Source organism: Paraniabella aurantiaca (assembly GCF_050309965.1).
GTDB lineage: Bacteria > Bacteroidota > Bacteroidia > Chitinophagales > Chitinophagaceae > Niabella.
Map to the genome: position 1 here is coordinate 1,724,818 of NZ_JBLOSY010000001.1, position 22,813 is coordinate 1,747,630.

22 protein-coding genes are annotated in these 22,813 nt (G+C 40.7%); 10 read left to right on the top strand and 12 right to left on the bottom strand.

Annotation, left to right across the window (positions count from 1 at the left end; genetic code table 11):
* Positions 1 to 3: 3 nt before the first annotated feature.
* Positions 4 to 480 (bottom strand): hypothetical protein, encoded by a 477-nt coding sequence (locus ACLOAU_RS07410; RefSeq protein ID WP_427861223.1) that lies wholly within the window; start codon positions 478 to 480, stop codon positions 4 to 6.
* A gap of 195 nt (positions 481 to 675) precedes the next feature.
* Here ACLOAU_RS07410 and ACLOAU_RS07415 point away from each other — a divergent pair, with 195 nt between their 5' ends.
* On the top strand, positions 676 to 1,206 hold the full coding sequence (locus ACLOAU_RS07415; protein WP_427861224.1) for a hypothetical protein: 531 nt from the start codon (positions 676 to 678) through the stop codon (positions 1,204 to 1,206).
* Positions 1,207 to 1,249: 43 nt separating this feature from the next.
* On the opposite strand, the gene ACLOAU_RS07420 is transcribed toward ACLOAU_RS07415, so the two are convergent.
* Positions 1,250 to 2,122: a LytTR family DNA-binding domain-containing protein gene (locus ACLOAU_RS07420; RefSeq protein ID WP_427861225.1), complete on the bottom strand. Its 873-nt coding sequence runs from the start codon at positions 2,120 to 2,122 to the stop codon at positions 1,250 to 1,252.
* A 216-nt stretch (positions 2,123 to 2,338) separates the two neighbouring features.
* Between ACLOAU_RS07420 and ACLOAU_RS07425 the strand changes: the two genes are divergently transcribed.
* From ACLOAU_RS07425 to ACLOAU_RS07440, 4 genes are all read left to right on the top strand, one after another.
* Entirely contained in the window at positions 2,339 to 2,809 is a 471-nt protein-coding gene (locus tag ACLOAU_RS07425; protein WP_427861226.1) for a lipocalin family protein, read from the top strand.
* Between the two features lie 102 nt (positions 2,810 to 2,911).
* Positions 2,912 to 3,469, top strand: coding sequence for a hypothetical protein (locus ACLOAU_RS07430; RefSeq protein WP_427861227.1), 558 nt, complete (start codon positions 2,912 to 2,914; stop codon positions 3,467 to 3,469).
* 44 nt (positions 3,470 to 3,513) lie between these two features.
* Positions 3,514 to 4,722 carry a DUF2062 domain-containing protein gene (locus ACLOAU_RS07435; RefSeq protein WP_427861228.1) on the top strand — a complete coding sequence of 403 codons (1,209 nt, stop codon included), beginning with the start codon at positions 3,514 to 3,516 and terminating at the stop codon, positions 4,720 to 4,722.
* An 88-nt stretch (positions 4,723 to 4,810) separates the two neighbouring features.
* Positions 4,811 to 8,647 (top strand): 1-acyl-sn-glycerol-3-phosphate acyltransferase, encoded by a 3,837-nt coding sequence (locus ACLOAU_RS07440; RefSeq protein ID WP_427862681.1) that lies wholly within the window; start codon positions 4,811 to 4,813, stop codon positions 8,645 to 8,647.
* 1 nt (position 8,648) lies between these two features.
* On the opposite strand, the gene ACLOAU_RS07445 is transcribed toward ACLOAU_RS07440, so the two are convergent.
* The 4 genes from ACLOAU_RS07445 to ACLOAU_RS07460 form a co-directional block, all read right to left on the bottom strand.
* A complete protein-coding gene (locus ACLOAU_RS07445; RefSeq protein WP_427861229.1) occupies positions 8,649 to 9,464 on the bottom strand; it encodes a hypothetical protein in 816 nt (271 codons plus the stop codon).
* A 174-nt stretch (positions 9,465 to 9,638) separates the two neighbouring features.
* Positions 9,639 to 10,178 carry a heavy-metal-associated domain-containing protein gene (locus ACLOAU_RS07450; RefSeq protein ID WP_427861230.1) on the bottom strand — a complete coding sequence of 180 codons (540 nt, stop codon included), beginning with the start codon at positions 10,176 to 10,178 and terminating at the stop codon, positions 9,639 to 9,641.
* Between the two features lie 217 nt (positions 10,179 to 10,395).
* Positions 10,396 to 10,827, bottom strand: a complete 432-nt coding sequence (locus ACLOAU_RS07455; protein ID WP_427861231.1) for a heavy-metal-associated domain-containing protein — start codon at positions 10,825 to 10,827, stop codon at positions 10,396 to 10,398.
* 111 nt (positions 10,828 to 10,938) lie between these two features.
* Positions 10,939 to 11,325 carry an HYC_CC_PP family protein gene (locus ACLOAU_RS07460; RefSeq protein ID WP_427861232.1) on the bottom strand — a complete coding sequence of 129 codons (387 nt, stop codon included), beginning with the start codon at positions 11,323 to 11,325 and terminating at the stop codon, positions 10,939 to 10,941.
* A 78-nt stretch (positions 11,326 to 11,403) separates the two neighbouring features.
* Here ACLOAU_RS07460 and ACLOAU_RS07465 point away from each other — a divergent pair, with 78 nt between their 5' ends.
* Together ACLOAU_RS07465 and ACLOAU_RS07470 are read left to right on the top strand one after the other, a co-directional pair.
* Positions 11,404 to 12,921, top strand: coding sequence for a phytoene desaturase family protein (locus tag ACLOAU_RS07465; protein WP_427861233.1), 1,518 nt, complete (start codon positions 11,404 to 11,406; stop codon positions 12,919 to 12,921).
* 94 nt (positions 12,922 to 13,015) lie between these two features.
* On the top strand, positions 13,016 to 14,674 hold the full coding sequence (locus tag ACLOAU_RS07470) for a C45 family autoproteolytic acyltransferase/hydrolase (protein ID WP_427861234.1): 1,659 nt from the start codon (positions 13,016 to 13,018) through the stop codon (positions 14,672 to 14,674).
* Between the two features lie 41 nt (positions 14,675 to 14,715).
* On the opposite strand, the gene ACLOAU_RS07475 is transcribed toward ACLOAU_RS07470, so the two are convergent.
* Positions 14,716 to 15,513 carry a M12 family metallopeptidase gene (locus ACLOAU_RS07475; RefSeq protein ID WP_427861235.1) on the bottom strand — a complete coding sequence of 266 codons (798 nt, stop codon included), beginning with the start codon at positions 15,511 to 15,513 and terminating at the stop codon, positions 14,716 to 14,718.
* Between the two features lie 197 nt (positions 15,514 to 15,710).
* On the opposite strand from ACLOAU_RS07475, the gene ACLOAU_RS07480 reads away from it, so the two are divergent.
* Positions 15,711 to 16,289 (top strand): nitroreductase family protein, encoded by a 579-nt coding sequence (locus ACLOAU_RS07480; RefSeq protein ID WP_427861236.1) that lies wholly within the window; start codon positions 15,711 to 15,713, stop codon positions 16,287 to 16,289.
* Between the two features lie 45 nt (positions 16,290 to 16,334).
* On the opposite strand, the gene ACLOAU_RS07485 is transcribed toward ACLOAU_RS07480, so the two are convergent.
* Genes ACLOAU_RS07485 through ACLOAU_RS07500 form a run of 4 tightly spaced genes read right to left on the bottom strand, consistent with a single transcriptional unit; the run spans position 16,335 to position 19,460 of the window.
* The gene (locus tag ACLOAU_RS07485; protein ID WP_427861237.1) at positions 16,335 to 17,039 is read right to left on the bottom strand and encodes a response regulator transcription factor; all 705 of its coding nucleotides are present in this window, start codon (positions 17,037 to 17,039) and stop codon (positions 16,335 to 16,337) included.
* Between the two features lie 31 nt (positions 17,040 to 17,070).
* Positions 17,071 to 18,066, bottom strand: coding sequence for a sensor histidine kinase (locus tag ACLOAU_RS07490; RefSeq protein ID WP_427861238.1), 996 nt, complete (start codon positions 18,064 to 18,066; stop codon positions 17,071 to 17,073).
* 22 nt (positions 18,067 to 18,088) lie between these two features.
* Positions 18,089 to 18,541: a gliding motility lipoprotein GldH gene (locus tag ACLOAU_RS07495; protein ID WP_427861239.1), complete on the bottom strand. Its 453-nt coding sequence runs from the start codon at positions 18,539 to 18,541 to the stop codon at positions 18,089 to 18,091.
* 43 nt (positions 18,542 to 18,584) lie between these two features.
* Positions 18,585 to 19,460, bottom strand: coding sequence for a YicC/YloC family endoribonuclease (locus tag ACLOAU_RS07500; RefSeq protein ID WP_427861240.1), 876 nt, complete (start codon positions 19,458 to 19,460; stop codon positions 18,585 to 18,587).
* Positions 19,461 to 20,203: 743 nt separating this feature from the next.
* Here ACLOAU_RS07500 and ACLOAU_RS07505 point away from each other — a divergent pair.
* Both ACLOAU_RS07505 and ACLOAU_RS07510 read left to right on the top strand, forming a co-directional pair.
* Positions 20,204 to 21,151 carry a UDP-3-O-(3-hydroxymyristoyl)glucosamine N-acyltransferase gene (locus tag ACLOAU_RS07505; RefSeq protein WP_427861241.1) on the top strand — a complete coding sequence of 316 codons (948 nt, stop codon included), beginning with the start codon at positions 20,204 to 20,206 and terminating at the stop codon, positions 21,149 to 21,151.
* A gap of 9 nt (positions 21,152 to 21,160) precedes the next feature.
* Positions 21,161 to 22,069: a DUF72 domain-containing protein gene (locus ACLOAU_RS07510; protein ID WP_427861242.1), complete on the top strand. Its 909-nt coding sequence runs from the start codon at positions 21,161 to 21,163 to the stop codon at positions 22,067 to 22,069.
* Here ACLOAU_RS07510 and ACLOAU_RS07515 read toward each other — a convergent pair.
* Positions 22,066 to 22,761, bottom strand: a complete 696-nt coding sequence (locus ACLOAU_RS07515; protein ID WP_427861243.1) for a YjjG family noncanonical pyrimidine nucleotidase — start codon at positions 22,759 to 22,761, stop codon at positions 22,066 to 22,068. The genes ACLOAU_RS07510 and ACLOAU_RS07515 overlap by 4 nt on opposite strands.
* Positions 22,762 to 22,813: the final 52 nt, after the last annotated feature.

Here is a 22,813-nt window from a genome sequence, read left to right on the forward strand (position 1 = left end):
TTACTATTGCAGCCCCTTAAGTGCTTTAGATGTTTTACTATATGATAAAACGGCTTTCTGTACGGTCTCGGGAAAAGATTTATAAGAAGCTTTTACAAGCCGGGCGTCGTCAGCGATATTATTATTATATCCCACTATTTTGGGGGCATTTTCCTGTATCATCAAGCGTAAAAATCTAAACTCGGGATTCTTTGCTTCCCGGCTAATCGCTGCTTCCAGTAGTTTATGTCCCTGCTTAAACATGGAAAGTTTTTGCCCGGGTGTTTTCTGGGAGCCTGATTTTCGCATCAGCAACGCTCCCTGGAAAGCGTTCTTGTCGTTACCCGTTAATGTATTGATCTCCTCCAGCTGCTTATTCCAAACCGCGGCGCTACTGGATGCCATTGCAGTATAAAAAGCCTGCTTGCCAGATCCCGTTTGAGCATGCGCTGCAAAAGACATTATTGCAAAAGCAATAAGACAACCGATTATTAGTTTCATTTGTACCCTCATATAGAAGTCTGCAAATTTATAGAATATACCCTTTTTACACTGAATAAAGTGAAACAATACATTTTATGTTTACTTCGGTATTATTTTTGTCGAACCATTATTAACATAATGCCCTCTAAATACTATCATTTGAAATGAAGTCTTTAGATATTTTCCACTTTAAAAGACTTTATAATGATCAAGATGAAAAAAATCGTTTTGGTGGTTGCTTTGTTGTACTGCCAAATTTTAGTTAATGCGCAAAGCGGTTATAAACAGGCAATTGGCCTAAGGTTTACGTCTCATACCACATTTGATGTGGTGGCATTGTCTTACAAAACATTTGTTTCAGATCACAGCGCATTAGAATTGAACCTGGGTTATGGTGGAAAGAACTACATAGTGCCCAATACAGGAGGAACCACCAGCTATTCTCCCGGTTACAGTGTATCGGGCTCTTACCAATACCATGAATTAATTGAAACTGCTACAAATGAAAACTTACACTGGTTTGCAGGTGGCGGTCTTAATTTCTTCAATATATCCTCGAAAAACAACGGATATAATGGGTTTGGAACCGGCATATTTGGTACTGCAGGCATTGATTATAAGTTTAAAACATCGCCTATAAATGTAACAGCAGACTGGAGACCTACTGTTTATATTTCTGCTCCTTCAGCATTTTTACCTATACAGATAGGTACATTGGGTTTGGCCGTGAGATATAGTTTTTAAATAGCTTTAAGTCATAGCCTCAATGCGTTGAACGGACATGTGATCATTGCTCCAGATGCTTTTTAAATGCCTGTACATAAGAACGGGCTACTGTAACGGGCATTAGTTGGGGATGTAAGATTAATTGGTAGCCCGCCGCATTACCTTGAATTTGCTGCACCTTATCAATATTGACGACATAAGAACGGTGGCACCTGAAAAAAGAACTGTAGATGGTGTTGTGTTCGGTGAATTCATGAATGGTACAACGGAATATTTCCGTTTTCAGCTCCTCCTTATCCAGCCAAAAAACATGCAGGTTATTTCCTTTAGATTCGGCATATAAAAAAGCAGGTACGGGAATCCGGATTCCGGGCTTGGTCAAAATCAGGAATAAAAGGTTATCCTCAGGCTTGGCAAACAACGGGGGAGGCTCTGCCTGCACTGCTTTCAGCTGCAGGTTCATTAACTCCGCCTGCTTTAAGCTCTCCCGAAGGTAACGGCTATGCTTAAAAACAGTAACAATAGCATAGGGTAAAATACCTATGGCGAATGCTAAAAAGATGGCCCGCGTGTAGCCTTGCCTGGCTGATGCTTCAGCATAGCTGTTTATCAGCCATAATCCTACACCAATACTCATTAACTGGTAGAACAGTACCAGGAGATCTTTGCCTAATGTCCAGTTTTTAAACCAGGAAGGCAATAATAAAAGCCACAAACTATTTATACTCATAACAATTGTGGCGCCCGACGCATAGATCAAGGCAGTAAGAAAAGTGTTGCCTTCTATATTTTGGTGACCTATATTGAAGGGTTGCAAAAAGCTTAGTATTAAAAATACCACAATACTGATGGCCGCCACGGTTTTAAAATACCCTGAAAAATTAGGGTAACCCGGATGCGGTTGCTTTAATATGGCGATTATTTTTTGAAACAAACCAGGAGCGATTATTGTCAATCGGTTAAGTAATCCTTTCGAATTTCCTGCAATATAGTGTATGCCCGTCACTCAAAAGTTGCAGAGCAAAACAAGCAATTGCTATCTGTCACAAAAGCATTGTTTTTTGTCACTATACCTCGTAAGATGTTAAAAATCAGTTTATTATTGTTTGGTGATTTGAATGCTTTTAACTACTAAAACTTAAAAATACCAATGAAAAAGATATTACTGGGAGCGCTTACAGCAGCAATAACAGTTGGATGCAATAAAACCGAAAGTATAAAAACAGATAAGGCAAATATTTTGGGCGCTTGGAAGGTTGACTCTTCTATTTACCAGGCGTACGAGAATAACAAGTTGGTTAAAGAAGAAATAGACGGGAACGACGGTTCGGAAGAAGAAACCTTTTATTTTTTGGATAATGGCACTTTTAAGTACTACTATGTAAGTTTTGAAATTCGCGGAAAAAGTGATACCCTGGAAATCATACCGGGTCGTTATTCTTTCAATGGCGCTACCAATGAACTGTTTATGGAAGATGCTACCAACCGGGAAATATATAAAGTTCTTTCGCTTACTAATAAAAATCTGGTGTATAGCATCGAAAAACAAAACCCTAAAAATCCTGGTCTGCCGGGGATAAACACGGAAACGATCTCCTTATATGCATCCAGGCTCCGGTAATTTCCTTCACATTGCCGTTTATGAAAAAAATAGAAGTGTCGCAAACCAGTAATGCTGACGCTACCCTAAAATCTATTATTACAAGATACTAAACAACCTAGAATGAAAAAGCTATCATCCCGGGCGATATTGCTTATGTATTTATGTGTTTCAATCAACGGATGGTCTCAAACCGGCACCAGGTCTTACGGGAAGGCCATCGGCGGACGTTTAGGTTTCGTAGGGAAGCACCAAGCGGCTTCCGATATTGATTTTGCTGCAGTTTCCTACAAAAGATTTTTTAGCGCTAAAAGCGCAATTGAAGCTAACCTGGGTTGGGGCGCCCGCAGCGATTATCCTCAATCCACACATCATATTAGCTTTTCTGCAAATTACCAACTCCATTTCCCCATCGGCGAAACCGGCCTGAGACCCTTTATTGGCGGGGGCGCTGCTGCAATTTATGCTACCCGCAGGCAAATACGCTACGGTACCGCGGTAGGCCGGCTTTTTCCCGCCTTTTACCCGATACTTGGAATAGATTATAAATCCGGGCGTAATTTTAATATGAGTGTGGATGTGAGACCCATGACCAGGTTACTTGGCAAAAGAACCCAACAATTCAATTCAAACACAGATTTTGCGCCGTATGCGGGCATAAGTTTTCGAAGAAGTTTTTAATGCGTAAAGTCCATATCTGCCAGTTACATTATTTTTGATGCTTTGTGGACAACGAACCAACCATAATATCAGATCAAACATTTCGGTCTTTTTCAGACTTACGGGTATGCGTAATCATTCCAACCTATAACAATGCGGCTACTATTGCCACTGTTATTTCTGACACTTTGCGGTATACCGGGAACATTATTGTAGTAAACGATGGGTCTACTGATAATACGGTTGATATTTTAGATAGTTTTCCCGAAATAACTGTTGAGTCTTACCTGCCCAACCGGGGTAAAGGAATGGCATTACGAACGGGGTTTGAAAAAGCTATTGCCTTAGGTTACGAATATGCGATCACTATAGATTCGGATGGACAACATTTTGCTAAAGACCTGCCGCGTTTTATTGAGCAACTTAAAACTGAAGGGCCCGCCCTGATTATGGGTGCCCGCAACATGGATACGGCAGATAACGTACCTGGAAAAAGTAGCTTTGGCAATAAGTTCAGCAATTTTTGGTATAAGGTAGAAACGGGTATTGAATTGCCTGACACGCAAACCGGTTACCGGCTGTATCCCTTAGGCCCCATCAGTAAAATGAAGTTTTTTACCCGTAAATACGAGTTTGAAATTGAAGTAATAGTAAGGCTGGCATGGGCTGGAGTAAAGGTATGCTCGGTACCCATAACTGTTTATTATCCGCCCAAAGAAGAGCGAATCAGCCATTTCAGACCGTTTAAAGACTTTACCCGTATCAGTATTGTAAACACGGTACTGGTTACCATCTGCTTTTTTTATATCTGGCCACGGAATTTTTTCAGGAAGTTTTATAAAAACAAGAACTGGAAACAGGAATTAAGGCAAATGCTGCTGAAGCCTGGTGAAACAGACATTAAAAAAGCAAATGCTATGGCGTTTGGGGGCTTCATGGGTATTATTCCGATCTGGGGCTTTCAGTTGTTGGTAGGTGTTTTTTTGGCTCACCTGTTTAAATTGAATAAAGCCCTATTCGTGCTGGCAGCACATATCAGTTTTGCGCCTATGATCCCGGTCATTGTTTTTTTTAGTTATAAAATGGGTAAGCCTTTTATGGGCAGCCGGGCGGTGGATATTTCATTGAACAAGCAGCTTACTCTTTCTAAAATAGGGCAAAACCTGGAGCAATACATATATGGCAGCCTGTTGCTTGCCCTAATTGTTGCGGTGGTTTTTTGGCTGCTTACTTTTATTTTATTAAAGGTGTACCGGAGCGCTAAAAGCTCATAATTGGGGTGGTTTCTTGGGTAGCTGCAATCTATAAGTTAACCTTGCACTTAAACCAATTACATTCAATATTTTTGCCGCTGTTTTGAGCATGCAAAATATCTTTTTAGCCATATATCACTTCTTCTACCGGAACAAAGCCGCCCTGTATACCGTATTCGTTGGTACATTGGCGTTGTTTATATTTTTTGCATTGCGGGTAAAGTTCGAGGAAGATGTATATGCGATCATTCCTAAGGATGAGAAAACAGAAAAACTCACCGAGGTATTTGGTAATTCGAAGTTTGCTGACAAGCTCGTTGTGATGGTATCGCTGAAAGACAGCAGCGCGGCAAAACCCGATCAATTAGTAAAGTATGCAGATATATTTGCTGAAGCGCTCAGGCAAAAGGCGGAACCTTTTATAAAAAATATACGATACAAAATTGATGAAGCATTTACCTATTCTCTTTTTGAAAGTATACAGCAACATTTACCGGTATTCTTAACAGAAGATGATTATAAAAAAATAGATACGCTGTTGCAGCCGGCCGAGTTAAGCAAATCCATGAGCCGCAGCAGCTCTATTCTGGGTATTCCTGCTTCCAGTCCTATTAAAAATATTGTGTTGAATGATCCTTCGGGTATTTCATTCCTGGCATTAAAAAAGCTGCAGCAATTGCAGTATGAAGATAATTTCACATTACATAACAATCATTTTGTAACAAAAGATAAAAAGACACTGCTTCTTTTCGTGGCCCCTTCTTTTGCAGCGGGCAATACGGGTAAGAATCAGCAGTTCTTCCAGATCATCGATCGGACTGTTGACAGTTTGAACAAAGCGGGTTTTGCAAATATCCAAACCCAGTATTTTGGAGGAGCCGTAGTATCGCAAAACAATGCAGCTCAGCTGCGAAGTGATACTTTACTAACACAGGGCGTTACCGTACTTTTTTTAGTAATATTCCTGGGCATATACTTTAGAAAAAAACGGGCGCCGTTATTGATATTATTGCCCGTCATCTATGGTGCCGCTTTTTCGTTAGCCGCGATCTATTTTATTAAAGGAAGTATTTCGGTAATTGCGCTGGGCACCGGATCTATTGTGCTGGGTATTGCGGTTAATTATTCTTTACACGTATTCAATCATAGCCGCCATCATCCCGATATTAAAGAAGTGATCAGGGACCTTTCCTTTCCGCTTACGATTGGTAGTATTACCACCATATTGGGCTTTCTCAGTTTGCAATACGCGGCATCAGATATGTTGAAAGACCTGGGGCTGTTTGCAGGCTTTAGTCTTATTGGCGCGGCAGTATGTTCGCTGGTATTTTTACCTCATTTTATTCGTTCCGACAAAAAAACTGTCGTAAAGGCATCCTGGCTTGATACCATTTCTTCTATCAGGATGGAGACTAATAAATGGCTGGTAGCAGGTATTATTGTTATCACGATAGTACTCTATCCTTTTGCAAAAAGAGTAGGCTTTGAGCCCGATATGATGCAGCTGAATTATATGTCGCCCAGGCTAAAACAGGCAGAGGCCAAAATGAATAGCATCAGCGGCGCGGCATTAAAGTCTGTATACATTGTAAGTGAGGGCAAAAATCTTGATGATGCTTTAGAAAAAAATGAATCATTACAAAAGCAGGTGGCCGGCCTGAAAGCAAAAGGATGGATCAATACCAGTTCTGGTGTAACCGATCTTTTTATGTCCGATAGTCTTCAGCGGTCCAGGATCAACAGGTGGAATGCGTACTGGACAAAAGAGAAAAAGCAACAGGTGCTTTCCCTTGCTGCAACACTGGCTCCTGCTTCGGGATTTACAATAGATGGCCTTGATAATTTCAAAACCTTACTGAACCGTTCTTATGAGCCGGTTACTGCTCAAAAGCTACAACCGTTACGCAACAGCTTCCTGGATGATTACATCACGGAGCAAGGCGATAAGGCTTCGGTTGTAACTTTAATTAAAGTGCCTGAACAGTATAAGCCACAGGTATTGACTGAACTGGAGAAACGTTCGGATGCTACAGTGCTGGACAGGCAGTACCTTACCTCGCGGCTTACACAAATGGTTAATGATGATTTCAATCGCATCGCGTGGATCATCTCTATTATAGTAGCCGCAATGTTGCTATTGACTTATGGACGAATAGAACTGATGTTGATGTCTTTTATCCCGATGGCAATTAGCTGGATCTGGATATTGGGTATCATGTCGGTTTGTAATATCCAGTTCAATATCGTGAATATCATTATTTCAGCTTTGATCTTTGGTTTGGGAGATGACTATAGCTTGTTTGTAATGGACGGATTGCTGAATGAATATAAAACAGGAAAGAAAAACCTGGCTTCCTATAAATCTTCTATACTGCTGTCTGCTATTACTACTGTAGCCGGCCTGGGAGTATTGATCTTTGCTAAACATCCGGCACTAAGGTCTATTGCATTTATATCGGTTACCGGCATTCTTTGCGTGGTGATCATGTCGCAGATCTTAATCCCGTTTTTCTTTTCCTTGGTGATTAAGAAAAGGATTGATAAAGGCTTTCATCCCTGGACACTCTGGAGCTGGAGCCGTTCTGTATTCTCTTTCTTCTATTTTGGTTTTGTAAGTGTATTGTTAACCATTTTAGGTTTGTTTCTGATAAAGCTTAAAATTACCGGGCATAAAAGAGGCAAGTTCATTTACCATTACCTGCTATCCAAATTCTGCATGTCTGTATTATACATTATGGGGAATTTCAAAAAGCGGCAGATCAACCCCCAGGCAGAGAACTTCGATCAGCCAGCTGTGGTAATTGCCAATCACCAGTCCTTCCTGGACATACTACAAATGGCCATGTTAAACCCGCGTTTGATCTTATTAACTAATCGTTGGGTTTGGAACTCCCCGGTTTTTGGATGGGCTATTAAAATGGCAGACTTTTATCCCGTTGCTAACGGCGTAGAAAACAGTGTGGAACTACTGAATACACAAGTACAACAAGGGTATTCTATATCGGTGTTTCCTGAAGGCACGCGGACATCTCAACCACCTATGAAGCGTTTTCATAAGGGCGCATTTTACTTAGCAGAACAATTGAAGCTGGATATTGTACCGGTATTATTTCATGGGTTAGGCTATACCATGACCAAGGGAGACTTTTTGCTGAAGAATGGGCCCATAACCGCAAAATATTTGCCCAGGATCAAAGCGGATGACGAACGCTGGGGCAACACTTACCAGGAAAGGACTAAAAATATTTCCAGGTATTTTAAAGAGCAGCATGAGGCGTTAACAAAAGAACTGGAGCAGCCGGCTTACTTTAAAGAGCATCTGTTTTTTAATTATATCTATAAAGGACCGGTGCTGGAATGGTACCTGAAAATAAAGCTGAAGCTGGAAAATTATTACCAGCCCTTTCACGAACTATTGCCTTCTGAAGGCCGGTTTTTAGATCTGGGATGTGGCTATGGGTTTATGTGCTACACCCTGCATTGGGCCAGCCAGGGCAAGAGAGCCTTTACCGGAGTGGATTATGATGAAGATAAAATAGCTACGGCACAGCATTGTTTTAGCAGGACAGCAGCACTTCAGTTTGTACAAGGGGATATATCGGCCTATCCATTGGGGACATTTAATGGTATTATCATTAGCGATGTGCTACACTACCTACAGCCTGTGGCACAGGAGCAGGTAATTGAGCGGGCAATCGATAGCCTGTTGCCTGGCGGTATGCTGATCATCCGGGACGGAGATGCCGACCTGAAAGAAAAACACAGGGGGACAAAATTCACAGAACTGTTGTCTACAAAAATATTCTCCTTCAATAAAACTACAAATCAGCTTCATTTTCTTTCGGGTAAAATGATTGAAGCGCTTGCTATAAAAAAAGAAGTGACTTTGCAAAGAATAGATCAAACAAAATACACTTCTAATGTTATATGGGTTGTCAGGAAATAGCTTAAAGCACTCCAAAGAATGTCCGCTCAAAGCTCAATTGTATGCTGCTACGCGCCATCCGGTTCATATCGCTGCCTAATTGAAAACGGTAACCCAGGTTAAGTTTGGAGTTACTGTTGAAAATAAACTGCACTCCAGGGGCCATATCGATATAATACCTTTTCGTATCCAATGTTTGCTGCACCAGTATTTCGGTATAGATATTAAAATTAGTCTGCTGGTAATCTTCATATTTCCGCGGGAATAACAAATAGCCGGCGGATAAAGAATAGTTCATCGCCTGGTAAGGCAGGTTCAAGGGAGCTTCATCAAATCTTGATTTGTCTAAAACCTGCACATGGCTCACGGTGCCACTTATGGCTAATTTATTGATCAGCTGTGTAGCTATTACTCCTGCTTCTGCACCTGTTTTATCGCCCGTTAAAGCAATTTCATCATACCTGAAGGGGGCTTTGCTGACGGAAGCATCTGCAAATGCCGCCATTCGGAAATGACGATGTGCTTCATCTTTCGATAAGAACCTGTATTTACCGTATAAAGATGCCGACTCAAATTTAAAGGCATCGGTATGCATACTGGCAAATGTTCCCGACGCTCTTAGCATAAAATTTTTTGAGAGTCCCATATACACTTCGGGTCTGTAACGTTGCACCACTCCCTCACTACCCCGGCGCATACCTTCAGCATAATTCGCGCTCAGCTTTGCGCTGATTGATTTAGCAGGGATATTGGAAGCGGGTTCGGTATAAATGTATAACTCCTGCGCTGTTGCCCACGTTGCATGTAGTAAAAACATGCACAAAATAATATATCTCACTTGTTTAATTTTAAGGTTCAAAATCATGGATGACTATTGCCCATATAAAGGCCACAACGCTAACCCGTGGTAGTGAAGACACTACCACCGGCATTATATTGAAGTGCTTTGTTTGTTATAATAAGACTACTATCCGGGTCGTAATGAAACCGGTATGTAACGGAGACAGGCCCGTTAAATCGTAGTATGATAGATCCGCTCTCCCTGTGCTACATCGCTGCAGCAATGAGACGCTTTTCCTGTGTTGATGCAATCTTTTTTGGTAGCAGCCTTTATTGCTTTAAAGGTCTTATCGCTCACGAAATTTTTATCAACAATGGTGATGGTTTGCTCGCCATTCAACACCTGGTCTTTAACATTCACAAAGTGAAAATTGGCGTTGCCTATTTTGTGGTGCTTGTCGTTTTCCACCTTCAGGTTATTAAAATCGCCGGTCAGTTTTAAGCTGCCTACCGAAAACCCGGCTTCTTCAACTGCTTTACGAATCTGGTCTACGTTTACCTCACTGCCTTGCTTGAATTGGATATTAAAAGCTGTATTCTTTATGTCCGACTTTACCGATTCAACAAAACCTACTTTTTGAAGTGATTTATTAATGGCGTTGCTACATAAGGCGCAGGTAAGCCCATTGGCCTGTAAGGTTGCTTTTGAGAATTGTGCATTAGCCTGCATAGCGCCTACGGCGATGATCAGGAAAAAAATCATTTTTTTCATTGTTCAAATATTTTAATATACATGGATTGGTATAAGGCTGCAATACTTCCCGGTAGAACAGTGGTTCAACCCGGGAAATACCCGCCTGTGTATACCCAATAATGATAGTGAATAGAATAGTGTTAATGTCATTAATTAAGAAGCCCTGTTGCGTTTCCCATTGGCAAATCCTGAGATACGAAGGATACAATCTTAAACTAATGACATTATGCTCTGCTTATGATTTTTTGCAGCAGTCTTTAGCCGGAGATTCTTTGCAACAAGCCTGTTCTGCCGGGTTGCTGCAACAGTCCGTTTTTTCTTTGGCGCTTAGTGCCTTTCTTTCATACTGGCAACATCCGTGCAGTTTATTATACGCCTCATCAGAAGCCTTGGCTCCTGCGTTATCATAACCGGCTTCAGCTATCTTCTGCTGAATTTTTGAAGTACTTGTATTGTTAGCGAATTTAACGGTCAGCTTTTTAGAGTCTGCATTCCATGCGGCATAAGATGCACCTGCTGATTTTGCGGCTTTCTCAATGTTCGATTTGCACATACCACAATTACCCGAAACATCAAAAGTCTCGGTTTTTTTAGATTGAGCTACGGCATCATTATTTGAAACTATGGTAAAAAGACATGCTAATAGAAATATTTGTAATGTTTTCATTGTATAAAATTTTGATTTTAAAATAGAATAATAAGGATCATCGCTACCTGCGAGGTATTGACTAAACACAGCGATCCCGGTTACACTTTAGGGTGTATGGGAATAATTATCCTATATTCTGAAAACATTATTGGCCAGATAAAGATCGTTATCCGGCAAAGGCGGTGAATGACTTTGATTATCTAAATGGTTGTTACCATTTAAAAGGGTGGTCAGCAAAAAGTCGGTTATTATTACCGGCATCTCATTCAGGGCCGGAAGATTATAGACGTATAAAGGAGCTTTATTATGATCAGTATCTCCTTTCACCAGTGTTTCCTGGTCATTGCAGCAGCTATGCTGCTCTTTTTCCATTCCACACTTACCGCATTTTTTTTCTTCAGCAGCGAAAAGACTAACTGATGCCAAACGGTCCATACAGTAATGCGATACTGCAACCACTCCCGTGGTCATCAGCATATAGCATGAAAGTAATATGAACAGTGTAACTTTTTTCATCTGCAACGCAAAGGTACTAACATTCCTTTTCCGTTTTTGTTAAAAAACAATTTGTTTTCTACGAATTTTGCATGTTCGATGGCAAGCGGTAAACAATATGATGTAGTTATAATTGGAAGTGGCCTGGGTGGTTTACTCTGTGCTAACCTATTGGCTATGCGTGGACTAAAGGTCTGTTTGCTGGAGAAGAACAAGCAATTTGGTGGTAACCTGCAAACTTTTTCCCGCGATAAGCAGGTTTTTGATACGGGCGTGCATTATATCGGAGGGCTTGATAAAGGTCAGACGCTTCACCAGGTATTTAAGTATGTGGGGTTAATGGCACATTTGAAGCTGGAAAAAATGGAGGAATGCTTCGACCGGATACTAATCGAAGGAGATCGGCAGGTGTATGCTCAGGCGCAGGGATATGAAGCTTTCCAAAATAACCTCGTTAAGGCTTTTCCCGAAGAAAGGGAGGGCATTATCGCCTACTGCCAGAAGATTAAAGAAGTGTGTAATTCCTTTCCTTTATATAATCTTACATTAAAACCTCAAACCGCTGAGTTATATAGAGGCAATAATGAAAGTGCTGCGTCGGTAATTGCATCCTTTACACAAAATGAAAAGTTGCAGGCAGTATTGGCGGGTAATAATCTTTTATATGCCGGAGATATCAATACAACACCTTTTCATGTTCATGCGTTAATTGTTAATAGCTATATCGAAAGCAGTTGGAAATGTATTGGAGGCGGATCGCAAATAGCGAAAATACTGGTGGCTTCTATCCGGAAAAATGGTGGGGAGATCCTTAGGAACATGGCGGTAACATCAATTATGGAGGAAGAAGGTAAAGTAACTCATGTGCTTACTGAAGACGGTCAAAAGGTTGAGGGCGAGTATTTTATTTCGAATATGCATCCGGCAGCTACGTTGGCGATCACGCAATCGGTCTTACTAAAAGGTCTGTACAAAAAAAGAATTACGGGACTCAGGCAAAGTGTTTCTTCTTTCTCTCTTCATATTGTGCTTAAAAAAAAGACCGTTCCCTATGAGAAGTGTAATTACTATTTTCACAAAGAGGGGCAGGTGTGGCAACTGAATCATTACAAAAAAGACAACTGGCCGCTGGGTTATGGCCTGTATTTTACAGAGGATAAACTGCATCCGGGTTTTTCAGCTACCATTTCAGTACTTACGCCGATGCGATATGAGGACGTAAGTAAGTGGGCAGATACCTATAACAGGGTGGGTAAGGAAAGTAGCAGGGGTATTGCTTATGAACAATTTAAAGAAGACAGGGCACAGGTGTTATTGGGTTTGATAGCAGAGCGTTTTCCTTTGATAATAGCACATATTAAAAGTTATTATACATCTACACCGCTTACGAACAGGGATTATATCGGCGATGCAGAAGGCAGCATGTATGGTATTCAAAAAGACTATCATGATCCATTACAAACGATGATCAGCCCGAGAACAAAAATTCCTAACCTGTTTTTAACAGGGCAAAATTTAAATTTGCATGGCATTTTAGGCACTTCGCTTAGTGCAGTGTTAACCTGTGTTATGTTAACAGGAGATGAGGGACTGGTGGACAGGATAAGGGAAGCATGATGGAATGTAGGATGTGTGATGTACCATGTACGATGTAAAATGTACGATGTACGATGTACGGAGTGCAATAGTATTAAAGAGTTATTAAAAGCAAATGAGCAAAAGATTCTGGAGAAGGTTTTTACGGGTGATAGGAGTGATGGTATTGCTCTTTGGATTATTGTTTGCCTACCTGGCCTGGGTTTCAAAGATCAACCCGCCAAAGGTCAGCGATTTATCTGCTTTGCAATTGCAACGGGAAGAGCCGGATACGGGTTTATATACTATCAAAAACAGTTGGTTCCGGAAAAGCAATTCCGGTTTGTATGAAATGTATGTAGAAGGAAGTCCGTATGAGCTGGGTACTGTCAATGGTAAACTAAGCGAAGAATTGGTTAAGAAGCAGGAGGACTATTTCAGTGAGCAGATCAATAAAATGATCCCTTCAAAATCGTACCTGCATTTTTTAAAATACTTTATCGGTTGGTTCAACCGCAATCTGCCTGAGAATGTAACGGATGAGTATAAGCAGGAGATCTATGGTGTATCCCAATCGGCATCAGATGGTTATACTTATATTGGTACTAAGTACTCCCGTATTTTAAATTATCACTCGGCGCACGATATTGGCCATGCCTTACAAAACATGATGTTGGTGGGTTGTACTTCCTTTGGTACATGGGGTAATGCTTCGCAGGACAGCACCATGATCATTGGCCGCAATTTTGATTTTTGGGTGGGCGATAATTTTGCTAAGAATAAAATAGTGGAATTTGTAAACCCTTCGTCGGGGTATAAATTTATGAGTGTTACCTGGGGCGGCTTTGTGGGTGTGGTATCGGGCATGAATGAAAAAGGATTGACCGTTACCATTAATGCAGCTAAGAGTAGTATTCCCAGTGGATCAGCAACCCCGGTAAGCCTGGTGGTCCGGGAAATTGTTCAGTATGCAAAGAATATAAAAGAAGCAATTGCTATTGCGCAGAAACGAAAGATGTTTGTAAGTGAGTCTTTTTTGGTAGGCTCTGCAATGGATAATAAAGCCGTGGTTATTGAAAAAACGCCCGACTCTTTTTCTATTTACGATCCTAATAAGAATGAAATCTTATGCACCAACCATTTCCAGAGCAGCGATTTCTGGAACAGCGAACCTAATGTGGAGCAAAGGCAAAACAGCGCATCGGTATATCGTTACCAGCGGCTTACACAGCTGCTTCAGCAAAACGGTCCTAACACGGTTCAAAAAACCATCAACATTTTACGCGATTACAAGGGCGTTAACAATGCTGATATTGGATTGGGTAATGAAAAAGCAGTGAACCAGTTTATTGCTCATCATGCTATTGTATTTGAGCCGCAGCAATTAAAGGTATGGGTTTCTACCTCTCCCTGGCAAATGGGGCAATTTGTATGTTACGACCTGAATAAAGTATTTGCTCTTAAGGGTATGAAGAATAACCGTGAAATATATGAAGCGGATCTCAATATTAAAGCAGATAGCTTTATTTATACGCCCACTTTTAAACGGTTTGAACAATTCAGGATGAACAAACAATTAGCAATGGATGGCGCTACGATCATACCGGATAGCCTCGTTGCTGAAAATCCCAATTACTATAATAGTTATGTAGCCGCCGGGGATTATTACTTCAAAAAGAAGGAGTATACAAAAGCCTTGCCTTATTATCAAAAAGCGCTAACACTCGAGATAGCAACTGTCGGAGAGAAGGATCATATTGAAAGCCGGATCAAAAAAATACAGGATAGTAAATAGCACCCATGTAAAATTGACCGGGCGCTATTTAATCTGATTTCTTATTTTGGATAAACACTGGCAATAAAGGATTTATCAGTCGGAGATAAAACGGTATTCCATCCCACTGAAAAATCACCAATAGTTAATTCCTCTTCTACCGGGTAATGCATGATAGAAGCCTGGTCGTAAGCACTAAAGTTGGTTTGAGATGTGGAATACTTTTGGAACAAATTAACATCCACTTGTTGGGTAGTCCAGCCTTGCGTTTGCTTGTAATAATCATATACGGCAGGTTTATCCCATGGAATATCTGCCAACGGATGTTGGTGTTCATGAATCATCCCCAATGCATGCCCAAATTCATGAATGGTAGTACGGCTAAACTCCTCATCAGGAGTAGTGTTATCGAACCAGCCAAAGTTCATGGTAGCTTTGCCGCCTTTAATGGAGTTGGCGTCGTTACCAATATACGACCAGGATCCACCGGGTGAGAAGCTAACCCTGATGGTTGCTTTCCGGTCGTTGGTAACAAAGTTGAATTTAATGTTCGCGTAAGATTCCCATTGTTTGGCAAATGCGATTACTTTATTACGAACAAAGGCTGTACCTCCGTTAAGACTAACGGTTAGTGTAGTACCGTTGGACCATTGTTTGGTTTTTATGGTGGCACCTCTTGGAACAGTGCCTTCTGGATATAGTTCTGTGCAAACATGCAGGTTGGCAAACCTGGGTGAAATTGCCATAGCTTCCGATTCTGGTTCTTCAAAAGGCGTTGAATCTACTCCATCGCTTTTTTGACAGGCGCTTAGGCATAACATGGCGAACGCTGTTAATACAGCAAGGTTAAGTTTTTTCATAACTGATACTTGAGTTGTTATAAATTGGTTTAAATAAGAAAAATCCGATCAGAGGCTTCTGCCAGGGAATCGGATAGCAAAGCAAACTGTAAACAATTTAATCAATAATTATAATAAAAAGATCATATGATATTTTAATGGCAAAAAAATTGATTACGGTGAAATTTTTGCTATTATTATAAATTCAAATTAACAAGATGAATAAGCATATAAAAACCGCTGAAACAGAGTTTTCTGTGCTGAATCTTATACAGAAGCGCTGGAGTCCCCGGGCTTTTGCCAATAAGCCTGTAAGTGAAACGGACATGCATACAATATTGGAAGCGGGCTCCTGGGCTGCCAGCTCCAGCAACGAACAGCCCTGGAAATATGTATACGCGATGAAAGGAACGCCGGGATTTGAAGTATTATGGAATTGCCTCATGGAAGGCAACCAGGGATGGACTCAACAGGCTGCGGTATTAATGGTAGCCATTGCCCGTAAGAAGTTTATAAGAAATGGCCGGGACAATGTTCATGCAGAGCACGATTTGGGCATGAGCAATGCTACTATGTTTTTGCAGGCGGTATCTATGGATATATATCCACATCCGATGGGTGGATTTTTTCCCGATAAAGTGCGGGAGGCATTGTCGTTACCGGATGATGAGAAACCGGTTTGCATGATTGCATGGGGTTACCTGGGCGATCCGGAAACATTGGACGAAAAAAATAAACAAAGCGAAGTACAACCGCGGAGCAGGAGGCATTTTTCGGAATTCTCCCAAAAGATATAATTAGTTCTTCCGGCCTCGCACAATAGTGCGTCATTAAACTGGTTGTTATTCAGAATATTTATACCCTACACCTCTAACCGAGTGAAAGAACTTGGGATTGCGGCTGTCTTTCTCAAAGTATTTTCTGAAATTGAGGATGAAGTTATCAATTGTTCTGGTGGTGGGGTATACGTTATATCCCCATACATACTGGAGTATCTTCTCGCGGGTAACCACTTCGTTTTTATTTTCAATCAGGAGCTTTAAAAGCATCGCTTCCTTTTTGCTTAGCTGCACTTTACCTGCATACTTAGTACTGGCTTCCTGGGCCTTAAAATCGATCACATTGCCTCCAAATGTGTACGAATTACCCAGGGTGCTTTTGTCCTGCAGCTTTAAGTTTTTTTCAATCAGCTTATGAACCCTTATTAAAAGTTCTTCGAGGTTAAACGGTTTGGTAAGATAGTCATCAGCGCCTTTTTTTAATCCCAGTACTTTGTCGGCGCTTGTGTTTTTAGCGCTTAGCATCAAAATGGGTACTTCGTTATTGCTGATGCGAATGGTTTCGGCTACGGCAATGCCATCTACCTCGGGTAACATTACATCCAGTATGATCAGATCGAAATATTCGTTTTTAACGGCTTTAATGGCTTCATTGCCATCGTAGGCGGAAGTGACCTGGTAGTCTTCTAATTCAAGATTTAACTTTAATGCTTCATGAAGGTTCTCTTCATCTTCAACCAATAATATGTTTACGGCTCTTTCTTCCATTCTAAATACAGGTTCATCAAATTATAACGTATCAAAGAAAAAATCTAACGGCAAAAATACTTCCCTTTAAATTGTTATTTGTCATTAAAATGTCTGCATTATGATCTTTTGCAATCTTGCGGCAAAGATACAGTCCCAGGCCTGTGCCTTTCTTTTTACGGGTGGCTTCATTTCCTATGCGGTAAAACTTGGAGAAGATCTTTTTTCTCTCTTCCACCGCAACTCCGGGCCCTTCGTCTATTACCTGCATAGTGATGTCTTGTTCGTTTCTATTAAGTGTTACTTTTACTGCTTCATCTTTTTCTGAGTATTTCAGGGCATTTTCCAAAAGGTTATTGACCAATATTTCCAGTAAAAGTGGATCTCCTTCTATATCTATTCCGTCTTCAATGTTACTTGATATATTTCTTTCCGGAAAGCGCTGTGCAAATTCGAATACCCGGTCTTGCAGCAGGTTGGAGAAATCGAGTTCCTCCTTATTCATCTTATACCACTTACCTTCCAATTGGGAGGATACTAATATGTTATTGGTTAAAAAATCAAGTCTTTTGGTTTCTTCCAAAGAAGCATGAATCAGTTTTTTTTGCTTCTGCTCATCCAGCTTTTGGTGCTTTAGCAGTGTTTCCAGGTTAAGTTTGGCAATGGCAATGGGCGTTTTCAGCTCGTGTGTAACTGCCATCATAAAATTTTGCTGTTGTTCCTGTATCTGCTTTTGCTGGCGCATAGACCGGTATACAAAAGTGGCTCCCAAAATGATCAGTCCTAAAAATACAATGCCTTCTCCCCCGTATTTTATGGTGTTACTGTGGTAATCTTCTTTTGTCTTTTTTAATTCGGCCTGGTATTGCACCGGGTCTTTTTCTTTATCAATAGTAGTATTTAAATGGTTCAGCTGATAGATATACATCTCTTTGCTTTGCCTTTCTAAAGAAATAAACCACCAAACCAAAGCGGCAACTATATAAAATAGCAAAATCCAGAACTTTACAGTGGTTCTTTTTAAACGGGCTTTTAATCTTTCTTCCATAACTGCCTATTATACTTTGACGCTATTGGTTCAATGCTATACCCACATTTAATATATAAGGGACGGTTTCTTCCTTCATGGCATGCTGCAAAACAAAGCGATAAGATCCGGGGCGTAGAAAAAACGGGGGATTGATCCTGATCCTGCTATAATAAATATCATCCATTGAAGTACCGGCCCAGGTACCGTCGCTATTAGTCAAGGGTGCGTTGATGTGCATAGAGCCAATAGTTCTTTTCGCCGTGTCCTGTATGAGCAATCGTACTAAAAGCTTATTAAAAGGGTATTGCTGTGTATGTCTTACTACAAGGTATAGCTGGTGGCTGGTACTATCGTCAATGTCAAACCTGATTACGGCATTCTGGTTTTTCTTCCATTCATGCCGGGGCAGGTCTACCTGCTTTTCATATACATTGATGTGTTTGCAGGAAAATGCAAAAGAAATAACTAAAGTAAAAATTAAAAAGTAACGCACACTTACAACTTTGCTGCAAAAGTAAGTGAAGTTAAGAAGCCAGTTACAATACGTTTAATACCTGCTCCTTGGCTTTTTCCAGCTCATCCTTCATCATCACCACAATTTTTTGTATAGCAGCGTCATAGGCCTTGGACCCCGTGGTATTTATTTCGCGACCTACTTCCTGTAAAATAAAAGAAAGCTTTTTGCCTTTGCTGTCTCCATCTTCGGCCAGTATCTCTTTAAAATAGTTGCAGTGGTTATCTAATCGTACCATTTCTTCGGTAATATCTATTTTCTCTATATAATAGATCAACTCCTGCTCCAGGCGGTTTACATCATAATTGTCTTTTCCTACTTTCTCCTCCAGCAGTTTAACCAGGCCTTCCCGCATGGTCTCCTGCCTTAATGCATCAAGAGGGTTGATTTCTGTTTGCAGCCGGGCAATATTATCGATTCGTTTCTCCAATTCTTCTCTTAATATATTGCCTTCGTTGGCTCTATGCTTATTTAAGTCGTTTACTGCCTCTCCAATCAGTAGCTTCAACTGTGCCCAGTCTTCATCAGACAGAGACTCGCTGCTGGGAGTAATAACTTCCGGTAGCTTGATCAATGCATTCAGGATATTTGATGTGTCAATGCCCAACTCATTAGAAAGATCCACCAAAGAATGATAATACGCTTTGGCCAGATCGGTATTGATAACAACCGGCTTGGCATCCCCGGTATCTTTCAGGCTGATGGTACAATCTACGCTGCCCCTGTTCAGTCCTTCAGCCAATACTTTACGTATATCAAACTCAAAGGGCTTAACGATAGCAGGCAGCCTCAACGATAAGTCGAACTGCTTTCCGTTCAATGATTTTATATCAATTAAAAAAGTTTTACGGCCGATGATTTTCTCCGCCCTGCCAAAGCCTGTCATTGATTTGAGCATATACCTGTTTTGTGTAAAGATAATATTTGCAAACCGCTGTCAGGTATATTTTTATACTTGCTTATTTTTTCGTTTTGCAACGGGTACTACAATACAAGATGAACAAGTCGTTAATGGTATAACCTAACAGTCTTTAAGATCAACATACACTCCCGTTAAGTAAAACAAGTATCATCTTAAAAAGGCTGTGTTATTGTTGATGAGATAAGAAATATAAAGATGAAAAGAAGAGGTTATTAAAACAAAAAATCCCTTCAAATGAAGAAGGGATATTTTATATAGATGGGTTAGTAAGTACAGGAAATAAATTTCCTGACACAATATTAAATATTATTTCAACGATACAAAAATTATTTACAAAAAATTTTATTAACAAATAATAATTTCGCTTGTGGATATCCAGGCGGCTTCTACAATTTTTATCAGCGTTTTATAAATGATGATGCACTTGTCTTAAGTTTATTGCATCAGAAGCTGTTCGATCAAACACTGATGAATAAAGGGCTTCAGCCAAATCGTTCTATAACAAAACTTGCATCTGTTGCAGTAGTGATTGCAGCATGTTATAACATGATATGGCTTGTTGTGACATATTTTTATCATCAAAAAAATTATTCGGTTTTAATAAGCGATACAGTTAAGAATGCGTGTTACCTGTTATATAGCGTTCTAATGTGTTGATCAATCATTAGCTGCCATGCTTATAGATGAATAATTTCATGTACGTTTGATAAAATGTTTTTATGAAGTTTGATCACCCTGTTCCTCTTACGGAAATAGCCACGCTTATTGATGCAAAGCTTTTAGGTAATACAGGCGCCAGTGCAACCGGCATTAATGAAATTCATGTAGTAGAAAAAGGCGATCTGGCATTTGTAGATCATCCCAAATATTACGACAAATGCATTAACTCGGCAGCCAGCTTTATTATCATCAATAAGGAAACCAGTTTCCCCGAAGGCAAGGCCTTACTGGTAGTAGAGGAACCTTTTGAAGCATATCTTAAAATAGTAGCCTATCACCGGCCTTTTCAACCTTCTATGGAAGCAGTTGCAGCGTCGGCCATCGTAGGTGAAGGCTCTGTGGTAATGCCTAACTCATATTTGGGTAATAATGTTATAGTGGGTAAAAACTGCATCATCTTTCCCAACGTAACCATTTTAGATCATTGTGTTATCGGAGATAACGTAGTGATACAAAGCGGCACTGTTATTGGTAGTGATGCATTTTACTACAATAAGAAAACCAATAGAGATGTTCATTATAAAAAGATGACCAGCTGTGGACGTGTAGTTATTAAAGACGGAGTGGAAATAGGTGCGGGGTGTACGATTGACCGGGGTGTAACAGGTGATACTATTATTGGGGAAGGTACCAAGATGGATAACCAGGTGCATATTGGCCATGATACCGCAATAGGTAAGAACTGCCTGTTTGCCGCGCAGGTGGGTATTGCGGGTGCTGCGGTGATTGAAGATGAAGTAATTCTCTGGGGGCAGGCAGGCATTAGCAAAACACTGACTATTGGTCGTGGAGCTGTAATTAATGCCCAAAGCGGAGTGCCGTCTTCTTTAGCCGGGGATAAAACTTATTTCGGTTCACCGGTTACAGAGGCGCGGGAAAAAATGAAAGAGATCGCCTGGATCAAACGTATTCCCGAGATCTGGGAAAAAGTGAAAAACATTAAATAAAACGATTGTATGAAATTCGGACAGGTAGCCGATCCCGGCGGTATTAATTTTAAGTTGCCCAAAGATCCGGCAGCAACTACTGAACTATTATCTAAAGCCAAAGGCAAGGGCTTTGAAGTATCTGTAGGATGTGCCAAATGGAATAAGACAGATTTGAAAGGTTTTTATCCCAAAGGCGTGAAGGATGAGCTGGAGTACTATTCAGGCCAATTCAATTCTATTGAGCTGAATGCCACTTTTTACAACATGCCTACGGCGGAGCAGGTAGCTAAGTGGAAAGAAAAAACACCCCGGGAATTTAAGTTCTTTCCCAAACTTACCAATTCAATCAGCCACTTTAAAAGATTAACTCCGGATAGCCTGCCTGTAGCAGAAACATTTTGTAATGCCATAGCCAATTTTGAAGAGAAGCTGGGAATGGCTTTCCTGCAATTACACGATAAATTTTCGCCTAAAGAGTTTGAAAAGCTCACCAACTTTATCGAACACTTTCCGAAGGGTATTCCTTTGGCTGTGGAAGTCAGAAATGAAAATTGGTTTGCCGACCCGCTACACTGGTCTGCATTCTGCGACCTGCTGCAAAAAAAGAAAATGGCCAACATCATTGTGGATACGGCAGGAAGAAGAGACATGGTGCACATGAGGCTAACCAGCCCCGAGGCCTTTATTCGCTTTGTGGGCTGTAATGATGATGCCATTGATAAAAAAAGGCTGGACGACTGGCTCAAGCGTATTAAAAAATGGCATGAAGAAGGCTTAAAGAAACTATACTTTTTTGTGCATCAAAATGTAGAGCTATCATCACCTTTACTGTCGGCCTATTTTATTGAAAAGCTAAACAAGGTGCTGGATCTTGACCTGCATATTCCTCAAATGCCGGATAACGACAAGGATAAAGGACAGGGTAAATTGTTTTAAAATATCGTTTCCAGCTCCTTTAACGAGCGTACCATATAAGTAGGCTTAAATTCGTGCACGGCATCGATATGATTGATAAATACCTGGTCCATGCCTGCCTTGTGAGCACCTAAAATATCAGCCTCCAGGTCGTCTCCCAGCATAATACTCTCTTCGAGCCTGGCTTTAGAAACGTTCAATGCATAATCAAATATTGCCTTATTCGGCTTAAGGCTATTGCTGCCTTCCGAAGTAATCACCTGGTCGAAATAATGACTGATCTTTGAGTTGTTGATCTTATGATGCTGTACTTCTTCGAAACCATTGGTGATCAGGTGTAACTTGTAGTTTTTATTATGCAGGTACTCCAGTACTTCCACCGCATAAGGAAATAATACATTGCGGGTGGGCAGCATTTCAAGAAAGCGTACACTCATTGTTTCTGCCAATGCTTCATCAGCAATTTTGAAGTCCAGTAATGCTAACCGCATTCTTTTTACACGCAGTTCTGCCTGTTTGATAAACCCGCTCCTGTACCGGGCCCAAAGCTTTAAATTGTGTGCCAGGTAATTGCGGTAAAACAATTCAAAATCATCCACCCCTCTGCTTTTCAGCTCAAGGGTTTCGTAAAGATCCAGCAAAGTAAGTTTTGCATTAGCGTCAAAATCCCAGAGTGTATGATCCAGATCAAAAAATAAATGCTTATACTTCATTTGTGTGTCGTATTTGGCCCCATAAGCTGTAAAAATAAAATACTAAAACTTA

Coding starts and splice junctions, on each gene's coding strand:
- ACLOAU_RS07410 (WP_427861223.1), bottom strand. CDS start 480: ATGAAACTAATAATCGGTTGTCTTATTGCTTTTGCAATAATGTCTTTT.
- ACLOAU_RS07415 (WP_427861224.1), top strand. CDS start 676: ATGAAAAAAATCGTTTTGGTGGTTGCTTTGTTGTACTGCCAAATTTTA.
- ACLOAU_RS07425 (WP_427861226.1), top strand. CDS start 2,339: ATGAAAAAGATATTACTGGGAGCGCTTACAGCAGCAATAACAGTTGGA.
- ACLOAU_RS07430 (WP_427861227.1), top strand. CDS start 2,912: ATGAAAAAGCTATCATCCCGGGCGATATTGCTTATGTATTTATGTGTT.
- ACLOAU_RS07440 (WP_427862681.1), top strand. CDS start 4,811: ATGCAAAATATCTTTTTAGCCATATATCACTTCTTCTACCGGAACAAA.
- ACLOAU_RS07450 (WP_427861230.1), bottom strand. CDS start 10,178: ATGAAAAAAATGATTTTTTTCCTGATCATCGCCGTAGGCGCTATGCAG.
- ACLOAU_RS07455 (WP_427861231.1), bottom strand. CDS start 10,827: ATGAAAACATTACAAATATTTCTATTAGCATGTCTTTTTACCATAGTT.
- ACLOAU_RS07460 (WP_427861232.1), bottom strand. CDS start 11,325: ATGAAAAAAGTTACACTGTTCATATTACTTTCATGCTATATGCTGATG.
- ACLOAU_RS07465 (WP_427861233.1), top strand. CDS start 11,404: ATGGCAAGCGGTAAACAATATGATGTAGTTATAATTGGAAGTGGCCTG.
- ACLOAU_RS07470 (WP_427861234.1), top strand. CDS start 13,016: ATGAGCAAAAGATTCTGGAGAAGGTTTTTACGGGTGATAGGAGTGATG.
- ACLOAU_RS07475 (WP_427861235.1), bottom strand. CDS start 15,513: ATGAAAAAACTTAACCTTGCTGTATTAACAGCGTTCGCCATGTTATGC.
- ACLOAU_RS07480 (WP_427861236.1), top strand. CDS start 15,711: ATGAATAAGCATATAAAAACCGCTGAAACAGAGTTTTCTGTGCTGAAT.
- ACLOAU_RS07485 (WP_427861237.1), bottom strand. CDS start 17,039: ATGGAAGAAAGAGCCGTAAACATATTATTGGTTGAAGATGAAGAGAAC.
- ACLOAU_RS07490 (WP_427861238.1), bottom strand. CDS start 18,066: ATGGAAGAAAGATTAAAAGCCCGTTTAAAAAGAACCACTGTAAAGTTC.
- ACLOAU_RS07500 (WP_427861240.1), bottom strand. CDS start 19,460: ATGCTCAAATCAATGACAGGCTTTGGCAGGGCGGAGAAAATCATCGGC.
- ACLOAU_RS07505 (WP_427861241.1), top strand. CDS start 20,204: ATGAAGTTTGATCACCCTGTTCCTCTTACGGAAATAGCCACGCTTATT.
- ACLOAU_RS07510 (WP_427861242.1), top strand. CDS start 21,161: ATGAAATTCGGACAGGTAGCCGATCCCGGCGGTATTAATTTTAAGTTG.
- ACLOAU_RS07515 (WP_427861243.1), bottom strand. CDS start 22,761: ATGAAGTATAAGCATTTATTTTTTGATCTGGATCATACACTCTGGGAT.